Origin of the sequence: Dysgonomonas sp. 521, from assembly GCF_010501055.1 — a bacterium.
Classification (GTDB): domain Bacteria; phylum Bacteroidota; class Bacteroidia; order Bacteroidales; family Dysgonomonadaceae; genus Dysgonomonas.
This window is the reverse complement of sequence record NZ_QVMO01000011.1, coordinates 1-18,326: the sequence shown is the minus strand read 5'-3', so window position 1 is coordinate 18,326 and position 18,326 is coordinate 1. Positions and strand designations below refer to the sequence as shown.

The 18,326-nt window shown below is 41.0% G+C and carries 13 protein-coding genes and 1 CRISPR repeat array; of the genes, 5 read left to right on the top strand and 8 right to left on the bottom strand.

Features of this window, described 5'->3' with window-relative positions:
• Positions 1-228: 228 nt before the first annotated feature.
• Positions 229-363, bottom strand: a complete 135-nt coding sequence (locus D0T84_RS22825) for a hypothetical protein (protein ID WP_255495221.1) — start codon at positions 361-363, stop codon at positions 229-231.
• A 9-nt stretch (positions 364-372) separates the two neighbouring features.
• Positions 373-555 (bottom strand): bacteriocin, encoded by a 183-nt coding sequence (locus D0T84_RS05425; RefSeq protein ID WP_163306784.1) that lies wholly within the window; start codon positions 553-555, stop codon positions 373-375.
• A gap of 590 nt (positions 556-1,145) precedes the next feature.
• Here D0T84_RS05425 and D0T84_RS05420 point away from each other — a divergent pair.
• The 4 genes from D0T84_RS05420 (at position 1,146) to D0T84_RS05405 (ending at position 3,870) form a co-directional block, all read left to right on the top strand.
• Positions 1,146-1,988: an RsiV family protein gene (locus D0T84_RS05420; protein WP_163306782.1), complete on the top strand. Its 843-nt coding sequence runs from the start codon at positions 1,146-1,148 to the stop codon at positions 1,986-1,988.
• Positions 1,988-2,608, top strand: a complete 621-nt coding sequence (gene rsmG, locus D0T84_RS05415) for a 16S rRNA (guanine(527)-N(7))-methyltransferase RsmG (RefSeq protein WP_163306780.1) — start codon at positions 1,988-1,990, stop codon at positions 2,606-2,608. Before D0T84_RS05420 ends, rsmG begins: the two co-directional genes overlap by 1 nt.
• 130 nt (positions 2,609-2,738) lie before the next feature.
• A complete protein-coding gene (locus D0T84_RS05410) occupies positions 2,739-3,149 on the top strand; it encodes an Rrf2 family transcriptional regulator (protein ID WP_163306778.1) in 411 nt (136 codons plus the stop codon).
• A gap of 67 nt (positions 3,150-3,216) precedes the next feature.
• A complete protein-coding gene (locus D0T84_RS05405; RefSeq protein ID WP_163306776.1) occupies positions 3,217-3,870 on the top strand; it encodes an NAD(P)-dependent oxidoreductase in 654 nt (217 codons plus the stop codon).
• Positions 3,871-4,141: 271 nt separating this feature from the next.
• Positions 4,142-5,109: direct repeats of the CRISPR family, unit length 47 nt; unit sequence GTTGTGATTAGCTTTCAAATTAGTATATTAGCGTGAGGATATACAGC.
• A 109-nt stretch (positions 5,110-5,218) separates the two neighbouring features.
• On the opposite strand, the gene cas2 is transcribed toward D0T84_RS05405, so the two are convergent.
• From cas2 to D0T84_RS05385, 4 genes are all read right to left on the bottom strand, one after another.
• Positions 5,219-5,557: a CRISPR-associated endonuclease Cas2 gene (gene cas2 / locus D0T84_RS05400; RefSeq protein ID WP_163306774.1), complete on the bottom strand. Its 339-nt coding sequence runs from the start codon at positions 5,555-5,557 to the stop codon at positions 5,219-5,221.
• 6 nt (positions 5,558-5,563) lie between these two features.
• The gene (gene cas1 / locus D0T84_RS05395) at positions 5,564-6,499 is read right to left on the bottom strand and encodes a type II CRISPR-associated endonuclease Cas1 (protein WP_163306772.1); all 936 of its coding nucleotides are present in this window, start codon (positions 6,497-6,499) and stop codon (positions 5,564-5,566) included.
• Positions 6,492-10,922, bottom strand: coding sequence for a type II CRISPR RNA-guided endonuclease Cas9 (gene cas9 / locus D0T84_RS05390; protein ID WP_163306770.1), 4,431 nt, complete (start codon positions 10,920-10,922; stop codon positions 6,492-6,494). The genes cas1 and cas9 overlap by 8 nt, the downstream gene beginning before the upstream one ends.
• Positions 10,923-11,574: 652 nt before the next feature.
• Positions 11,575-12,897 carry a thioredoxin family protein gene (locus D0T84_RS05385; RefSeq protein ID WP_163306768.1) on the bottom strand — a complete coding sequence of 441 codons (1,323 nt, stop codon included), beginning with the start codon at positions 12,895-12,897 and terminating at the stop codon, positions 11,575-11,577.
• Positions 12,898-13,018: 121 nt separating this feature from the next.
• On the opposite strand from D0T84_RS05385, the gene D0T84_RS05380 reads away from it, so the two are divergent.
• Complete coding sequence (locus D0T84_RS05380) at positions 13,019-13,351, top strand: hypothetical protein (RefSeq protein ID WP_163306766.1); 333 nt, start codon at positions 13,019-13,021, stop codon at positions 13,349-13,351.
• Between the two features lie 221 nt (positions 13,352-13,572).
• Here the strand turns inward: D0T84_RS05380 and D0T84_RS05375 are convergent, their stop codons facing one another.
• Together D0T84_RS05375 and D0T84_RS05370 are read right to left on the bottom strand one after the other, a co-directional pair.
• Positions 13,573-15,666 (bottom strand): DUF1566 domain-containing protein, encoded by a 2,094-nt coding sequence (locus D0T84_RS05375; protein WP_163306764.1) that lies wholly within the window; start codon positions 15,664-15,666, stop codon positions 13,573-13,575.
• Between the two features lie 1,337 nt (positions 15,667-17,003).
• A partial coding sequence (locus D0T84_RS05370; RefSeq protein ID WP_163306762.1) for a site-specific integrase occupies positions 17,004-18,326 on the bottom strand: 1,323 nt, incomplete at its 5' end.

Below are 18,326 nucleotides of genomic sequence, written 5' to 3'. Positions count from 1 at the left end.
AATATTTCTTTTTTGCAATGATACTTATTGATATTGAGACTATCATAAATGCCATATAAAAAGGTAATGTATTTATTGCATTTTTTGTGTAAAAAATAGCATAATAAATCATTCCAAAGGAAATAAAACACCCTAAATAAGCTATAATCTGTAAAAAAAGAAATTTATTTTTCTGCATGTTTGCCATTATAATGTCCTAAATAATAAGCACCCAAATATGCTTTTCTCTTATTTTTCAGATTCTACTTTAGTTGATTTATCATAATTAGCCCATGCTTCTCCAACGGCATGACCTAAAAGATATGTTCCTACAATGATAATAAAGATACAGAAAATATTTAGTGCTATTTTTTTATATTCCATATCATTATATTAAGCATTATAACCATTATATACGCCAAGAATAAATAAGCCTGCTACAGGACCTAATCCAGGTGTAATACAAGAAATCGCTGCGGCATGTAATAACCATTCTTTTGCGCCACCTTCTACTTTTTGTAATTGTTCATCATTTAACTCTGTTAAATTCAATGTTGTTAAATCTAAGTTTTTCATGATCGTAATTTTTAAAATAATTTTTGTATTTTGTTATAGCCCTGCATTTTTACATGCTTCTCCAACAGCATATCCAATCTGATAAGCGCCATATGCGATTGCTATAACAGCAGCAAGTTCAAAAAGTATTCCCCCATCTACATCTCTCATCTCCAATTCATTCATTTCCTCTACACCCAGTGCAGCTAAATCTGAAAAGATGGAGGAAGCCCAATAGCTAAAGCTGCTATTGCAGGAATGATAAACAAATATGACATTACTCCATAAGTTATGTATAGTTTTTCAAGAAGTATTATTGTCATACATCTACAAAGCTAGATAAAAAACATACATATTTCTATCTAATATGACTTTTTGCCACCAATTCAATAATCTATATAGGTAGGAATAAGGCGATTACATTTTCATGAATATGACTTTTACATGACCTTATAAGTTGCTATATTCATAAAATTAACGATTCCCCGGTTGTCCTTTCTCTTTTTATCGTATATTTGCATTTATAAAAAACAACAAGGTACAAGATAAGCGATTCTGACCGGTATAGTCAGAGACAAACAGAACATTAGCAAAACATAAACAATGTCCGTATGAAATTCATATATACACAGGTCAGTATATTCGTATTATTTTTGGTAGCATTCTCAGCTTGTGAAAACAAAAAAGCCGATGCGCCAAACAATATTGTATATGATTCGATAACGGTATCTAAAATATACCATCTGGAAAATGATTCTACCAAACCTTCCTGTTCGGTAAAGATCAGATATATATTCCCGTCCCAATATTCAGACACCACTATCCTGACAAGGATACAAAGGGAATTTAACTACGCCTTGTTGGAAGAGGAATCGTACGAAGACCTGAGCCCCGCTAATGCCGTGGATAAATTTATCACGGATTATATAGCCAACTATAAAGAGGCCGCCAAAGTACAGTTCCCCGATTGGGCAACCTCGGAAGAAACCGATGACTATTTCTCATTCTACAAGACTCTAAACTCCGAAGTTTTGTTCGATCAGGATGGGATCATATCTTACCAGACATCGTCTATGGACTTCAAAGGCGGTGCCAATTCATCGACCTTCTACAAAAATGTAATTATAGACCTGAAAACCGGTAATACAGTTGCCGAAAAAGACATCTTCATCCCTGAATACAAAAAGCTTCTCAACACGATGCTGACAGATAAGATCGTAGCCCAGAACAACGTAAAAAAGGCTGAAGACCTTCTCGAATTCGGATACTGGGGTATTGAAGACATTGCTTCCAACAACAACTTCGCCATCGACAGCAAAGGGATAACCTACCTCTTCAATCAGGGAGAATACTCTGCACCGTCATTAGGGGCGATAAAAGTAGCATTCACATTTAGCGAGCTGTCTCCGATATTAAAAGAGGATTCTCCTATCTCATCTTTATCAGGTAAATAATGGATATAATTCTGAAATACTTCCCCAATATAAGCGAAAAACAAAAAGAGCAGTTTGCCGCCCTGTATGAACTATACGCCGACTGGAACTCAAAAATAAACGTGATCTCCCGTAAGGATATTGAGAACCTGTACACGCACCATGTACTCCATTCGCTGGCTATCGCTAAGCTGATACAGTTTACAGACGGCACGCAGATAATGGACGTGGGCACAGGCGGAGGCTTTCCGGGAGTGCCTCTCGCTATACTTTTCCCTAAGTGCAACTTCCTGCTGGTAGACAGCATTGGCAAGAAAATACGGGTAGCCACAGAAGTATCCAACGCTATAGGGCTGGAGAACATACAATTGCGTCATTGCCGCGCCGAAGAAGTCAAAGAAAAGTTCGACTTTGTAGTAAGCCGCGCTGTGATGCCCCTACCCGACCTTGTAAAAATCATCCGTAAAAACATATCGAAGGAGCAGCGCAACGCCCTGCCCAATGGCCTGATCTGCCTCAAAGGCGGTAATCTGGACAGCGAGCTACAGCCATTTAAGAAAACTGCCGAAGCAGACGATTTGTCCATGTACTTCGAAGAAGAATACTTTAAGACAAAGAAGATTGTGTATGTGCTGATATAAGTGAGGTGCTATTTTGAGTTTAACGTGCTTTATTTCCTAATGGAATTGTTATAATAAATTTTTCTCATTTTCCTTTTGTCATATCATTATTTTTTATTTACCTTTGTACTGTAATAATAAATATTACAGTATGAACGACCGCAGATTTGCCATATCAATACATATACTGGTGCTTCTGGCTAAAAATCCGGACAAACTGCTTGCCTCCGATTACCTGGCAGGGAGCATGAATATAAATCCTGTGCTGGTAAGAAAAGAACTATCGAACCTTCGCAAGCATGGGATTGTTATAAGCAAGGAAGGGAAGCACGGAGGATGTATGCTTGCAAGGCCGGCGGCTGAAATTTATCTATCGGATGTATATAAGACCGTCAGTTCGCACACTATACTGGGAAATGAACTGGCCTCGCCCAACCCCCAATGTCCTGTAGGCAAGCAGATAAACGAGCACCTGAACAAGTTGAATCTTGAAGCTGAAAACATAATGGTACGGCAGTTGTCGGGACAGACGTTAGCTGATTTCAGCAACAGGTTCAGTTGATATTTTTTTACTCAAAACTGTAATAAATAAGTATACAGAATAAATACATTAATAAAAAAGAGAAATCATGAAGAAAGTAGCATTGATCGGAGCAACAGGTTTTGTTGGCTCACACCTATTAGCAGAATTAATCAACAGAGGTTATGAAGTAACAGCATTCGCCCGCTCGGTAGACAAAATTCCCGTAAAAGACGGAAATCCTAAAACCATAGCCCTTGATGTAACAGACACCAAAGCACTGGCTGAGGCACTGAAAGGCAACGATATCGTACTAAGCGCGTTCAACCCCGGATGGACTAACCCCAATATCTACAATGACTTTATGAAAGGTTCGGAAGCCATACAGGAAGCCGTAAAAGAAGCGGGCGTAAAACGTTATATCATTATCGGCGGAGCCGGAAGCCTTTACATCGACGGGAAACAAATAGTAGACGGGGAAGACTTTCCCGAAAGCATCAAAGCGGGAGCAACCGCCGCTAGGGATTATCTGGATGTACTCAAAAAAGAAACCGGACTGGACTGGACAATGTTCTCTCCCGCCATCAACATGCATCAGGGAATCAAGACAGGACGGACAGGCAAATACCGCCTGGGTACAGACGAACCGATATTCGACAAGAACGGCGAATCGGTTTTATCGGTAGAAGATCTTGCCGTGGCGGTAACAGATGAGATAGAAAACCACAAATTTCCCCGCCAACGTTTTACCGCGGGATATTAAGAGCCTGTTTGAATTATATCGAAAAAATGTTATTGTTGCCGACCGATTTTACAACGATTTTCATCTTCTGAATATCTGGGACAGCAACCATGTATTTTTTGTTGTAAGGCACAAAGGAAACCTCAAATATCGAACAATAAAGGAACTGGATTTGTCCGACAACAGACATCAACATATACTCAAGGACGAGATAATAGATCTCCACAACGAAAAATAGCCCCAAACGGTTGCTGAAATACAGCTAGTAAAAAACATGCACTGACCGACGACCGTTGTGATTAGCTTTCAAATTAGTATATTAGCGTGAGGATATACAGCTGTTGCGCCGGGTATGATCGTAATCAATGGGTTGTGATTAGCTTTCAAATTAGTATATTAGCGTGAGGATATACAGCTAAACTGTGCAGAGAATGCGAATTCAGAGAGTTGTGATTAGCTTTCAAATTAGTATATTAGCGTGAGGATATACAGCGTATCAATTTTTTTATCATATAATGCTTTTGTTGTGATTAGCTTTCAAATTAGTATATTAGCGTGAGGATATACAGCGCAGAATTGGCAGAAAGTAGCGATAGAGTGGTTGTGATTAGCTTTCAAATTAGTATATTAGCGTGAGGATATACAGCCGCCGTATGGGAATGCCTTTAAACCTGCGAGTTGTGATTAGCTTTCAAATTAGTATATTAGCGTGAGGATATACAGCTGAACGTATCGAAGATAAGGTAGCCAGGGCGTTGTGATTAGCTTTCAAATTAGTATATTAGCGTGAGGATATACAGCAAGATGTCGAAGAACCCGAAGTTGAAAAAAGTTGTGATTAGCTTTCAAATTAGTATATTAGCGTGAGGATATACAGCGTCAAGAAGTTGTGTTTCAAGAAGTGGTAAGTTGTGATTAGCTTTCAAATTAGTATATTAGCGTGAGGATATACAGCATGTTAAAGATTCGCATGTTTCCGCACTTTGTTGTGATTAGCTTTCAAATTAGTATATTAGCGTGAGGATATACAGCGTGTTGATACGCTCTGTGATGTCTTGGTGGTTGTGATTAGCTTTCAAATTAGTATATTAGCGTGAGGATATACAGCCTAGCATTGATGTGAACGAAGCACAGAGAGTTGTGATTAGCTTTCAAATTAGTATATTAGCGTGAGGATATACAGCTTTTTCTATCTGTTGTAGCTGTACCACCAGTTGTGATTAGCTTTCAAATTAGTATATTAGCGTGAGGATATACAGCATACCCTCAATATTAGTGCTATATATCAAACGATTACAACAAAATTTAGACTTGAAGAAAATGTGTATATCCAAACAAAGAATCGGTAATTTTCCCGATTCTTTGTTTTCTAAAATAACTCCAATTGCTGATATGGAGTAGTTATATTTTTTTCCTTTTTTTCATAAAAGAGCTCCATTGCCTCAAATTGCTTATCAGTAATACTTAGAATTCCAACATAACCTTTTGGTGGTAAACTTTTCTTTACTCTGGTAATGTGTACGGCTGCATTCTCCCTACTAACACAATGACGCAAGTAAATTGAAAATTGAAACATTGTGAAACCATCTTGTATGAGTTTTTTACGAAAATCTGCATACATTTTTCGCTCTTTCTTGGTTTCAGTTGGTAAATCAAAAAATACCATTACCCACATAATTCTGTATTCATTTAGTCTGGATAAGCTCATTTACAATCAGATAATTATATCAGGGTATACAATTTTGCGAAATTCCCCCGAAAAACATTTGTATAAACTTGCCGCAGTTTGTGATGCAGCAACCAATAAAGGGCGACGTTTACCATTCATTAATACATCCTGAGCTGGAATAGATAAAAGCACTTGTTTCAATTCAAGATTCAATTCTGATATATCAATCCCAGTACTAACTATGTCAATTACAACCTTATCTACGACCGAACGATAAGGCTCCATAATATCGTCAGCCAAACAATAGGCATTGTATTTATTTCTATGAAAAATACCTAATGATGGTAGCATTCCTGACGAGACAATAGCACGGGCAATGACTGCCCGTAAAATAGTATAACCATAATTTAACAAGTTATTAGGAGGTATCCCTTCTCTATGACGCCGAAAATCAGGGATTTCAGGAAAAATATTCATCCAGAAATAGGCTGCAGCTTGTGCTTCATAATTATCTGGATCTCCACTTTTTACATTGTCAGCCCATTTGAACATCGGGGTTGAATCAATTTCTCTTGTTGATTCTAAAAGAGTAGCCTGATTTTTTATTTTCGCTTTGACTGTTTGTTGCCAAAGTTGTTTCTTGAGAGGTTGGGTAGCCTCTATCTGTTCACGAAAATGCTCGGTCTGAGTAGAATGCCCACACAAAGGAAGCATCAAGCCCACTGGCATTCGTGCAGAATCACAAGTTACGAGAGCTACATTATTTTCTAATAGTTTTTCTATCAACCCATGTGTTATAGTTATCCGTTTATTGTCAAGAATAACCACTCCGATATCTTCTATCGGGATACTTGCTTTAGAACGCTCTTTAAAAGAATCCGGTACTTCTGCATTTTCTACTTCTGGTAGTTTTACAATCATTTGCATATTTGACATACTTAAATATGCAGGATTGCCAAAATATAGTGTCTTTTTAATCATAAGCTATATTTACAATATGTCCTAATCTACCTATTTCTATTTTCAAGCATATTTCTTTTATCATTTCACCAGTCCAAGCTCTTTGAGCTTTATTATTTGTACCTAATTCAGTTGTAGGAATGATAGCCGACGCAATATAATAAGGAATAAAAAAACATTGACTACCCGTAGCTGAAACCATTTTATATATTCTATTTTTATTCTTTTCTATATCCCCTATGCCAATCTTGCTTTCCCGTTGCTCTTCAGTAGGAACATATACCAAATCGTTAGGTGAAAGGGTAAATAGTAATCTGTCTCCTTTTTCATTTGCTGGAGGAACCGCATTTTCTCCCCGCTTAAGATTTTCAATAACGATATTTAATGGAATGGTATCAAAACTACGTTTACCTTCACCCGACTGATAAACAGCAAAGAATAAATTTGTTCCTTGCGCTGCCTCTACATATTTCGCCTTTTTGTTTCCCCGATAACCTACTTGGAATTTATTACCTAAAGTTTCTGGCACCCTTACTTTATAAATCGGTTTATGAAATTTTCCATTGTTCAGAAATCGAATATTCGTATTCATATCTTCGATACCGTCAGGCGAGAAGGCATCCTCTGTCTTTCCTTGATATTTTTCGAGATGGCGCAATAATATTTGCCGGATGCCTGAGTCTGTGACCGCATTTATATTTTTAACGGTAAAGCTGCTATCCAACGTCTTACGCGTTGCGACTAAAGGCTCTTTTTCATCGCTAAAATAATATACTTCAATCTTTGATATATCTTTCTGATTATATCGATTCCCGATTTTCTTGAAATAGGCCAGAATCTGTTTTTTATCGAATCTTTCATCAAACAGTAGTTTTATCTTATCACGAATCTCCTTATCAATAATCATTCTCCAATTATCTAGAGCGATAGGCAAGGTAACTGTTTTCTTTAATTGCAAATTCACTCTTCCATAGACAGTTTCTTTATGCAATGGTTTACGAATAGCCCAATTATCACCACTTGTTTGCGAAACCAATTTCTTAACGCCATCTTCGTATTTCTGATATTTATTGGTTGATTTATTAATTATACGCTGATTTTGTTTAAAGCTGATAATTATATTAGCCAGAGCCTCCTGCGTATCCTGCGTAAAAGTTTCCCAGGGTTTATCAAACAACCATTTACCCTGTTTATTTTTTGAGCATAATTTCATTTTCAAATCATAACGGGTTTCTTTATCCGATAATTTGGCAGACTGATTATTCAGATAATTGACATGTGAGCGGGTCGCACATGCTATAACGAGAGCATCCATCGCATGATGGCGGTGGTCGATACGCTTTTTGCTGAATCCTCTCTGATTCGCTTCAGGCACTTGAATTCTGAAAGTCTGTTTGTCTACCCAATGTCCATAGTTGTTGGACTTAGTCAATTCATTAAGCCTCTCGAAACGAGGAGTAACAATTTTATTCCATATATCATTAAGCCCCCAATCTTCTTTTAATTTCGATGTTGCTACGCCTGTAACTGATATAATATTTTTGGATGTAGCTTCCTGTTCGTTTTCTTCCCTGACAATATTCGATAACAATCCTTTTATATAACGGCTTATATATCGTGTATCATTCATTTGCCGTTCGATAAAATAGTCCGGTATTTCATCCATCAGCAGTTTCTTCTTTTTTAGAGAAGAATTCTTAAAATTACGCTTGACAAAATCCTCATATTCCTCAAAAGAAAGAACTGTGACCTGTTTACCATTACCAAGTTGAATATTTTTCCCTCCCTGCAATCTGATATATTCACAAGCCAGCATGCTGCTTTTATCTTTATTGACGGCGCTTTCGCAAATTATTTTATTGCTAAACGAATCATCATAATAACGGGCTTGCGGAATTATGTGTTCTATATCATATTCACTAGTGAACAACCGCCCCAACGGGATAGGTTTCCCTGTATATGGCGAACAATATCCTTGTTCCAACCAACACTTATAGCGAATAATTTCGGACTGTGTGGGCTGTTTCTGTCGGGTAATTTTCACAATGTCTTCCGGTATTTCAATATCTGACCCCAATACCCCTTCTTCGTATATTTTGAGGCGTTCCTGTTGGGATAATGACTCGGGACGTACGTCGTTCCCTTCATTCTTCAACTCAGATAATAATGCCTTTATACGTTGGTTTGTATTCTCATTTTCCAGATTCCTGCGGGTTATCTCCTGTCGTTTCTTTGCAGGGTTCCTCATCTCACGCCCTAATTCTATATGTATTTCAAATAAGTTACCGTGTTTTACCCAAATATCGCGTACCACTCGCAGAGTTTCTGTTACAATTTGCTCTACTACCGGATTGCGAAGAGAATGCTGTTTAAACGCTTCCAAAAACTTATCTATATCTTCCGGCGATTCCCATTTAGTTGTTTCACCTGCCTCAGAGTGCCGGTTATATACCACATAACAAGCCAACCAAAGCGGTAATCCCCTGAAGAGAGATAAACTTAATTCTTCGCCCAGCTCTTTCTTCACTTTTTCTCGGGTAATCTCGTTTATGGTTTCACAATATTCTCCATCTATAATTTTATTGATACGCTCTTTTGTCTTTTTTTCAATTGTGTTCTCCTCCCAATGATTTCCTATTCGCATCAGTGGAAGTAGTTTTTTTATCGCTTTTGACGAATATGAAGCATAGTCTTTATCGAAGGGTTTAATTTTTTTTAACTCTGCGACAAATTCATCAAGGTTCTCTATTTCATATTTTAGAGCAAAAGATTTTAGTGCCTGCTCCAATTCCTGTTTATCGCTTACAGAATATAAAATATGCCACAGATGCTCTTCTATTTGGGGCATGAGGAAATTATCATCCAGGTTAAGATGTTTAAGGCGATTTATAAATTCGGCGTGTGTAGGGCACATCGGCAATGAACGATCCCCATAGTTCCAAGTATACTCTGTATCCTTAAGTTTAGCACCTTTGATTAATGATAAAAAAGACTTCTCTACTACTTCTTTCTTTTCCTTCAATTTATCAAACAATGCAACATAACTGTCTTCATCAGGCAAATACAGATTAGTAACATCCATACTATCATCCCTTCTGATAATTCTCACATTTTTCAGAAATTGCCATAATCTGAATTCTTCGAATAATGGATGCGATTTGGATATACATTTCAGATACTCCTTTTCAGGCTCGCCCGTTTTAGGATTTTTATATGTCCTGTATTCATATTGGCAATTTTCAATCAATGATTTCTTACTCTTAAGCGGACGTTGATAAAAGATAATATCATCAATGAAAAGATATACAAAGTCTTTGTTTTGTATGCTGTTACGATAAGCGTTATTACTTTTATATAAATCCGTAATACAAAGATTATATAGACCCTGATTATTCAATTCGGGATGGAACTCTCTCTGCTTATTTAATATCTGATTGAGTTCTTTTCGATAAAATCTGCGTTCTATAGTTTGAATAAGCTTCCCTTTTATCTTCTGATTTGGATTAGCTAATAATGTATCATAGATATAAGAACCAACTGTTTTATACGATTCTTCTATTTCTTTCTCGGTCCGTTTCTTTATTAATGTCCAGTCTCCATCGGTTGGGATACTATAAGTTCGCTTTTCATTGTTATCCTTATCAACCTTAGATGTAACAATAAACTCTTTTGTTTTGCCTATCCAATCGAGAGGTATCCTACTCAATTTCTTGTAAGTATCTCCATTCTCCAGAAGCACGTTGTACCATATAGCATCTCCTTTCTTATCTCCCGAATCCTCTACACTTACCACATGCAGTTTTTGGTATTCTTTAGCCTCGTTTATATCTTCCTCTTCTCCTCTTTGCTGATAATAACCTCTTTTTTGGTTGAAATGCAGGATCAACCAAGCCAATTCTTCTTTTGATATTTGTTCCGATAAGGCCTTTTTTCTCAAATAATAAATAGTCCAGTCATAAGGTACTTTTTTACCGTCCTTTACAAGTTCAGGTTGATATTTGACAAAGTCTTGTATCATCTCTACAAACGATTCTTTAAAATAGAATTCATATCTATCTGTTTCATCGTTCAGAGAATAGGCAATTTTAGGCTCCGAATCGGATAAGAATTTGCCCGTATTTTTCTCAAAGTCAATACACTTAGCATAATGCTCCGGCAAAAATCCTAAAATATATAACACTCTATGCAGGCGTTCGCGACGCAATAAGTACCGTTCATGAAGACGGCGGACACTCCGATATCTTGTTCGTTCTGCGGTTTGTGTTTTTAAATTACCATTATCAAAATCACTTAACGCAGCAGCGTCCATAGGTATTATACGACTGCCGATGTCAATAATATTAGAAGGTTGAAACTGGTTCTCCCGAATACTTTCTATGTAGTTTACTAAAGCCCATCCTATTGAGTTTGTACCGAGATCTAATCCTAATACTTTCTTGCTCATAATCCCAAATTCATGTTTGTTTCGACCAATTTAATAAAAACATTTGGATTTTAACACTAACAGAAGTATATTTGTTAAATATTTGAAAGCTAATCACAATAAGGATTATTCCGTTGTGAAAACAAATAAGATGGCGGAAAGTAATTTCCGTCCTCTTTTTATTATAATTTTGCAGTTTATTTTATCCAATATACTTGCAATCTCTTTCTGCTTATACAACACCTTCTTACCGATTTTAACAAACGGAATCTTACCCTCTGTATAAACATCTAAAATCCAACAGCAAGGGCTTTTGGGGAGAAGCGATTAAATAGAATTTTACCAAATTTATGGTTGATAAACAAGGGAATGTCGTAGACTGCTATTGCTATCCTGTTTCCTAATCTTCACTTAGCTTATTCCTTCTTATTTTGTATCTGAGTAACTGTTTAAATTTTATTCGTTCAAATTTTTAGAGATGTTTTAGAGATGTTTTAGAGATGTTTTTTTCTTTCTTGAAACGATAATAGCGGGCTATTTACATACGCTTCGCTCCTGTGACCGTTGGTTGAGTTGAGAGAAAGTAAAAAACAGCCGAAAACAGACTAAAAATGAACGAAGAAAAAGGTATAATAAAATATTCGTATAAAATTTAAACAGTTACTGAATATTCTTAATTCTTTCCTCTTATCTTTTCCTCCAACTCGGCAACCGAATAAAACATCCCCGACAACTGGTTATCTCTCTCCAGCAGAACAAAACAAGGCGTACCTATCACATTATAATTGGCAAAGTTATCGCCGCTAAAACCCTCAAAGTCGCACAACTTGTCTTTCCACGGAAGCTTCCTGCTGTATGCCTCATAACGCTTGCTGTCGGTATCGGCAGAGATGGAAACCACACGCACGCCCCCGTCATGCAATACCGGATACAGGGCTATCAGGCGATACATCTCGTTGACACAGACATTGCAATCCGAGTCGTAAAAAACAAGCAGCATCTTATTATAGTCCCCGCCGGTCGCCTCCAATCCGAGGACGGGCGGCATCGATTTGCCCTCCTTGACAAGGTATGCCCCGATGGAACGCTGAAGGCCGGTTATGGAAGAGGAAAATCCCGGATGGCGGGCAAATATCCCTGACAATATGCTGTCCTGCGCCTCACGCCAGCCAAACCGCTCGGTCTCGGTGATACAGCCTGCCAGAAAGGCCTCGTAGCAGGGAGCAGGAAGACGTTGCAGGGTGGTAAGGACAGAGCTTGCATATTGCTGCTGTTTGTCGTCGTTGCCCGCCCTGTTGAAAAGCGAAAGGTAGAGGTTTACCACTGCATTCCAGAGCTGCCCCGATGTGTACAGCGCCACGATATCCAGTTCTTCTTCCATCTCGCGGCGCAGTGAGGCCAAGGCTGCCTTATCGCTGCGTTGCTCGGCGGCAAACAGGCGGTTGAGATAGTCCGACACACGGAAATAGCGCGCTGCATAGAGCTTTGAGGCGGCTATCTCTTTGTCCAGAGCCTGCATAGATGTTTCCACTTTCTCCAACTCAGGCTGAATAGCCAACAGGACAGGCGAACCGGCATCGAATAGCCCGTTGCCTGCCTGTAGCCAAGCCTGCTGTTGCATATAGCGGCTTTGGTTTGTAAAGATATGTTTGAGGAAGGAGTTTTCTGTGGAGTCAGGGAAAGTTGCCATTTCAGTATTCAACTGATTACTAATGCACTCTACCGTGACAGACGGCTCGGCTACTACCAGTTCCACGCCGCCCGCCCCGGGAACGACCAGTGCGGCCATGCCCCGGTAATCCTTAGCGAGGATAGTAAAGGCTGCCTTGCCCGAAGCATCGACCGCCGAATGCAGCGAATCCACCTTTGCCCCGGAAAAGTAATAGAGCTTGGCTTCCTTGCCTGCCAATGCAGGCGCCTGCAACTGCACCTCTTGTGCCGAAAGGTGACAGCCTATCCAAAAAGTGACATATACAAAAAATCGTAATACCCTCATAAGCAACTGTTTAATATAAAAAAGTGACAAAAGTGACTTTTTTATAAAATTGTAACTTGTTACTGCCCGCAGGGCGAAATAACTCGTAACTGTCATATATAGATAATTTTATTTATTTTTTATGACCGTAGGGGCGACTTGCTGGTCGCCCGTGACTTGCCGGTCGCCCGAAAACAACATAGAACAAAACAATATATCAATATCAACGGGCGACCGGCAGGTCGCCCCTACGGGACCGAAATCCAATTCGGTGGGTGCAATCATTGGCGGTTACAAATCAATGGTAACCGCCCGTATCAATTGTTTACGTAATTTGCCGGGAGCGCCCGTATGGCAGCGCAGTTTCCACGACCACATTATCCGCAACCAAACCGCATTCGACAATATTACAGATTATATTATCAACAATCCCACCCGCTGGCAGGACGATTGTTATTTCGATCCGCAACCGTAATAGCATTTACCCACAAATCGTAGGGGCGACCCGCTGGTCGCCCGGTAATAATGGTATTTTATTATTCCCACATCCATCATTGTTTCCACACGCGCTGAACATCGGGCGACCGGCAAGTCGCCCCTACATGTTCCCGCAGGTGGAACCAACCGCCTGCGGGATAATTCTTAATAAATTTTTACACATCTTATACTTGCACCAGAGTGAGCGCCGGTAACTAATCAATAGGTTTTAACACAACGGTAACCATACGATGAAGTAGTCTTACTAGCTCCACTAGTGTAGCCATCTGATCCTCTACTAACCCAAGCCTGAGAGGCTTGATTCTCACTTGCACTCCAATACATATAGTTGCCAGTATTCATATTAGTTGTTCCTGGAGCAGCTCCCAAAGTAGTTTCCAGATCGTTACCTAGTGCGAGCATCAATAATAATTCGGCCAGATTGGGAAGACGCCAACCAATAGAACTGTCACCTAAAATACCGCTTTGACATGCCCCCATGGCTCCACCCCATGTGGCTTTAGTAGAGCTATCTTCTCTAGCAATACATATATTCTGACCTGTAGCAACAAAGTTTCCCGCAGCGGGGGAAACGTCACTACCAGGAAATTGTTTAAGCTGCACATACTCCGATTGCAGCGCTGGCACCCCCATACAGCAGGTGCAATCCTGTATAGTTGCAGTAAGCGGAATGGATACATCCGTGCCATTATAGTTGTAGATAGCATAAAGATGCACTTTGGCTGCTGTGTCGCTAGTCCGTCCTACTATCAGGGGGCTACTGTTGTCATCGTTAAGAGTAGTTTTGTAAAACACGGTAAGGGTAGATGTAGAGCTGTTGGCCATCGTACCCGGAATATCGCCCGCATCGTAACTTGAAACACAACCTTCTTCGTCTACCACAACAAAACGGAGGTTTTGTACAGTACCGGTTGTAGGGGCTGTAAAGGTGTAAGGAACTCCACCTAAAATTTTAAAATTGACTGCCGTGGTAATTCGTAAGGCTTCAAGCCCGCAGAAGTCACCAAAGTTGCTGCGATTAATATCGAAACAAGTACGACCCGTAAATGATGCTCCAATTTCATAGCCTGGAGGTAAAATAATAGGATTATCAAGTACGTTCAGAGTAAATTTGTAGGAAGTAACCGATTTCCCGCAATCGTTGGTTATCTTACAATAAAAGGATTTCCCATCATGGATATCCTTATCGACAACAAATTGATAATTTCCTGAACCATAAGCTAGAGCAACAGGATTGTCGTTCTCATCAAACCATGAGTAATCTGGATTGTCCTGACTTATATTGGGTAGTAGTTCTACTATGAGGGTTACTTTGTTGTCGTCATAGCAGTTGATAGTTACGTCTGACAATGGCGAAGCAATCTTGGGCGAAGGGCAATACGGCCCTGCAATCCCCGTCCCCGCCTGTTGCCATTTTTCGCCATCCCAAATATATAAGCCTTCTACAAAAGGGTTGCTGTCGTTCAAATTATAGACCAACAATCCCGCATGTTTAGGATCTTCCGTACTCTTTGTGGCTCCTGTATATCCTCCCGAGCCATTGCTCGTATACATCGGGAAGAGGTCGGTTTCGCTGGTCAGGTTCACGCGGGGCATGCCCAGCCCTTTGGTGGCGTTCACCACTTTGCCCGCTGTGTTATTTTCTTTCAGGTCGAGCAGCGAGCCTGTGCGGGTAGCAGTGGCCGAGCCTACGGTAGCCTTGCCTGTAAGCCAGATCTGCCCCTCTATATACGCCCCGTCGCCATATACGCTCAGGCTTGCATCTTTCCCATTCACGGTAGCTATATCGGTACCACCTATCACCACTTCGGCATCGAGGTACGATGGGTCGGTATTGGAGGTATGGGCAGCGGTGGTGCCTACCCCATACCAGAAGGTGTCAGATGTACCTCCGCCGCCACCCGAACCTACGGGTAGCCACTTGGCGCCGTTCCATATATACACTCCCTCGGTGAAAGGGGCGGTAGTACTCAGGTTGTAGACCATCAGCCCCGCATGTTTGGGGTCTTCGGTCGCTTTCACCGCTGTGTAAGTAGCATCGTTAGGGTACATCGGGAAAAGGTCGGTTTCACTGGTTAGTTCTACGCGGGGCATGCCCAGCCCTTTGGTCGCATTCACACTTTTGCCGGTGACATTCGGCTTGTCTTTGAGTTGAAGCAAAGCGCCGTCAACAGGTTCTTCGCCTTCTCCAATGGTTATCTGGGCGTGCAGCCCGGAACTGAAAAGCAGCATTGCAAAAAGCAGCAACGGCAATAGCCTTCGCTTACTCAGATTTGTGCAGGTTGATTTCATAAAAGTAATTTTTAAGCCACCCCCTCCCGGCCTCCCCCAAATGGGGAGGAGACCGGAGAGATGGAAAGATGAATAATACACCTCACTGTAACCCTCTCCACAGGAGAGGGAGAAGCAGAGGCTCTGTTTATTATATTTAAATTTGATTTGTATTGACCGCTTGCAGGGGCTGGGTGGTTTGACCACCTCGCGCTACCTCCCCTATCGGGGGAGGCAGGAAGGGGTGTGTTACGGGGAGGCTCCGCCCAACTACTTTCGCAAGCGGCGGGAGGAATAAGTGAAGACAAATAAGACAACATTGTTAAAGACAACAAGACGGTAATATCGCCTCCCCGGATATTATTGGCCATCCTCTCCCACCTCCCCAAAAAGGGAAGGAGACAAAGAGATGGAATGATGAAATAGCCACCTCTCCCCGACCCTCTCCAAAGGATGAGGAAGAGGGTGAGGATATATGATTGATTGCATACTAATATGTAATTGTCTGTAGCCCGCATCGCGACTCCTCCCTTTTGGGGAGGCCGGGTGGGGTGTTTTAGGCCACGGCCGCTTACCGCAAGCAACCCGTGGCCATGAAAACAACCGGGCGAACTACCGCCCGACACAAAATTTATATAATATTTTGTCTTAAGGTTGATATGTTGCTTTATCACGGTTTGAGTATGTCCGGATAGCCTTTCCTTGCTGGTTATCAGCGTGTTTCCCCATCTGTCACTTAGTAAGTGACAAACAGGATTGCAAGTATGGATATAAGCTATTTATTATCAACAAGATAGAGACATGGCAAAAATTGGAGTAAAATCCGGAAAACAAGAGTATGCTTACAAAGCATGAATGTAATATACCCTGTTAGAGTATTTTATATATAATAAGGGCAATATTAGGGAAACAACCTAACACACAGATGTTTAATGGATGGTATTAAGAAAACTTGCGGAAAGGCTCGCACTCTTCCTGCTATTAAGACAACAACAAGGTTTACCATCCGGCTTTATGCTGCCGGACAGGATTATTTATATGTTAATAACTGGGTTTTACCGCTCAAACGGTGTCCGGGGACGTTATTTGCCTTTTACAAAGATAAAATCATACATATACTTTTCTCCGGAAAAATAAAAACTGTAAGAATTATGCTGGGATTTTGTAGTGGAAGTATACAGGATTTGTTCTGTTTGGTGAAGGCCTGTTTGTTTTCAATTTGTCACTTACTAAGTGACAGATAGGGAAACATTCTCATTACCGACGATACAAAGGTATCAAAATTTCTGTATTTCGCACCTTTTTGCTGTTAATTATTTTTCTTCCNTTAGCAAGTGACAGAATACGGGTTCTTGTAATTACCGACGATACAAAGGTATCAAAATTTCTGTATTTCGCACCTTTTTGCTGTTAATTATTTTTCTTCCGTTTTTCTCCGGCTGTTTATTCTTCCGGCACAAGGCCTGGTATATCCTGTCGTTGGCTTTGTCCAGGATGGAGCGTTCCAGGCGTGAGAGATAGATATAGGTGGTCCGTTCGTTGTTATGCCCCAGCCCTTCGCTGATCACCCACAGGGGCAGGTTCTCTTCTTTAGCCAGGGTAGCCCAGCTGTGGCGCGCCATATGGGTGGAGAGATTTACACCTGTCCCTGCCAGCCTGGCCAGTTCTTTTAGCAGGCGGTTCTGGGTGGTAAGGCCTGTTTCGTATTGGGTGCGGTGTGGTTTGCGGCTGTTGTTGTCAATTACGGGGAAGACATAGGGGCTTGCCTTTACCATTGGGGAGAAGTAGTCGATAATCTCCTGCATGGCCGGGGTTATCTTTATCTCCAATAGTTGTCCAGTCTTTTTGCGGTAGTAGCGGATGATGCCATTCCTGAGGTTATTCTTCCTGAGGTATGCCATATCCACAAAGCTCATTCCGCGGGCATACAGGCAGAAGAAGAACAGCCGGCGGCAGGTTTCCAGGCGGGTACGGTCTTTGGTTCCCGACAGTACTACATTGTACAGGGCTTGTATCTGGTTACGTGAAAGAGCTCGTTTATGGGTCTTCTGCACGCCGGTATACACTCCTGAGAAAAGGTTTTGGTCGGGTTTGGTTACCAATCCTTTTGTTATGGCCTTGTTGTAGATACTTCTTAGGTTGCGCATATAGAAGGAGATGGTATTGGGGGCTTTACCCTGGTTCTTCAGATGGCGCTCGTAATTCTTCACCAATGAGGGGCTCAGCCAGGAGATAGGGATATCGGTCTTGTTGAGGAACAATAGCAGGCTTCGCAGGCTGCTTCCGTAAGCGCGGGCGGTGCGCTCCTGTCCCGATCTGCTTAGGTTGCGGCTCAGGCGGGAGACGAGTTTCTTCAGGCTGTGTTCGCCCGATTCTTCCATGCGGCTGGAATGGTATACATCGGTAATCTCCTCCACTTCGAAGTAGCCGTTTTTGCTTTCAAGTTCATGAATGATGGCTTTCAAACGGCTTGTTTCTTCTTCGATGCCGCAACGGGCTTGGGACAGGTAGCTATCCCGGTTGGGATTATCCGTAATGATTGCCTTGTTTGTGCTATCCCATTCTTCCTTGTAAATTTTATAAGAGAGGGTGATTTTGCGTGCCCTCCTCTCATGGATAACCTGTAGGTACAGGCTACCGGGATAGTTTCCGGCTCTCTCCGAGGGTCGGTAATGTAAATT

Bases quoted from the DNA above. Each gene is read 5' to 3' on its own strand.
- D0T84_RS05405 (WP_163306776.1), top strand. From the start codon at position 3,217: ATGAAGAAAGTAGCATTGATCGGAGCAACAGGTTTTGTTGGCTCACAC.
- D0T84_RS05410 (WP_163306778.1), top strand. From the start codon at position 2,739: ATGAACGACCGCAGATTTGCCATATCAATACATATACTGGTGCTTCTG.
- D0T84_RS05375 (WP_163306764.1), bottom strand. From the start codon at position 15,666: ATGAAATCAACCTGCACAAATCTGAGTAAGCGAAGGCTATTGCCGTTG.
- D0T84_RS05425 (WP_163306784.1), bottom strand. From the start codon at position 555: ATGAAAAACTTAGATTTAACAACATTGAATTTAACAGAGTTAAATGAT.
- rsmG (WP_163306780.1), top strand. From the start codon at position 1,988: ATGGATATAATTCTGAAATACTTCCCCAATATAAGCGAAAAACAAAAA.
- cas1 (WP_163306772.1), bottom strand. From the start codon at position 6,499: ATGATTAAAAAGACACTATATTTTGGCAATCCTGCATATTTAAGTATG.
- D0T84_RS05385 (WP_163306768.1), bottom strand. From the start codon at position 12,897: ATGAGGGTATTACGATTTTTTGTATATGTCACTTTTTGGATAGGCTGT.
- cas2 (WP_163306774.1), bottom strand. From the start codon at position 5,557: ATGAGCTTATCCAGACTAAATGAATACAGAATTATGTGGGTAATGGTA.
- cas9 (WP_163306770.1), bottom strand. From the start codon at position 10,922: ATGAGCAAGAAAGTATTAGGATTAGATCTCGGTACAAACTCAATAGGA.
- D0T84_RS22825 (WP_255495221.1), bottom strand. From the start codon at position 363: ATGGAATATAAAAAAATAGCACTAAATATTTTCTGTATCTTTATTATC.
- D0T84_RS05380 (WP_163306766.1), top strand. From the start codon at position 13,019: ATGACCGTAGGGGCGACTTGCTGGTCGCCCGTGACTTGCCGGTCGCCC.
- D0T84_RS05420 (WP_163306782.1), top strand. From the start codon at position 1,146: ATGAAATTCATATATACACAGGTCAGTATATTCGTATTATTTTTGGTA.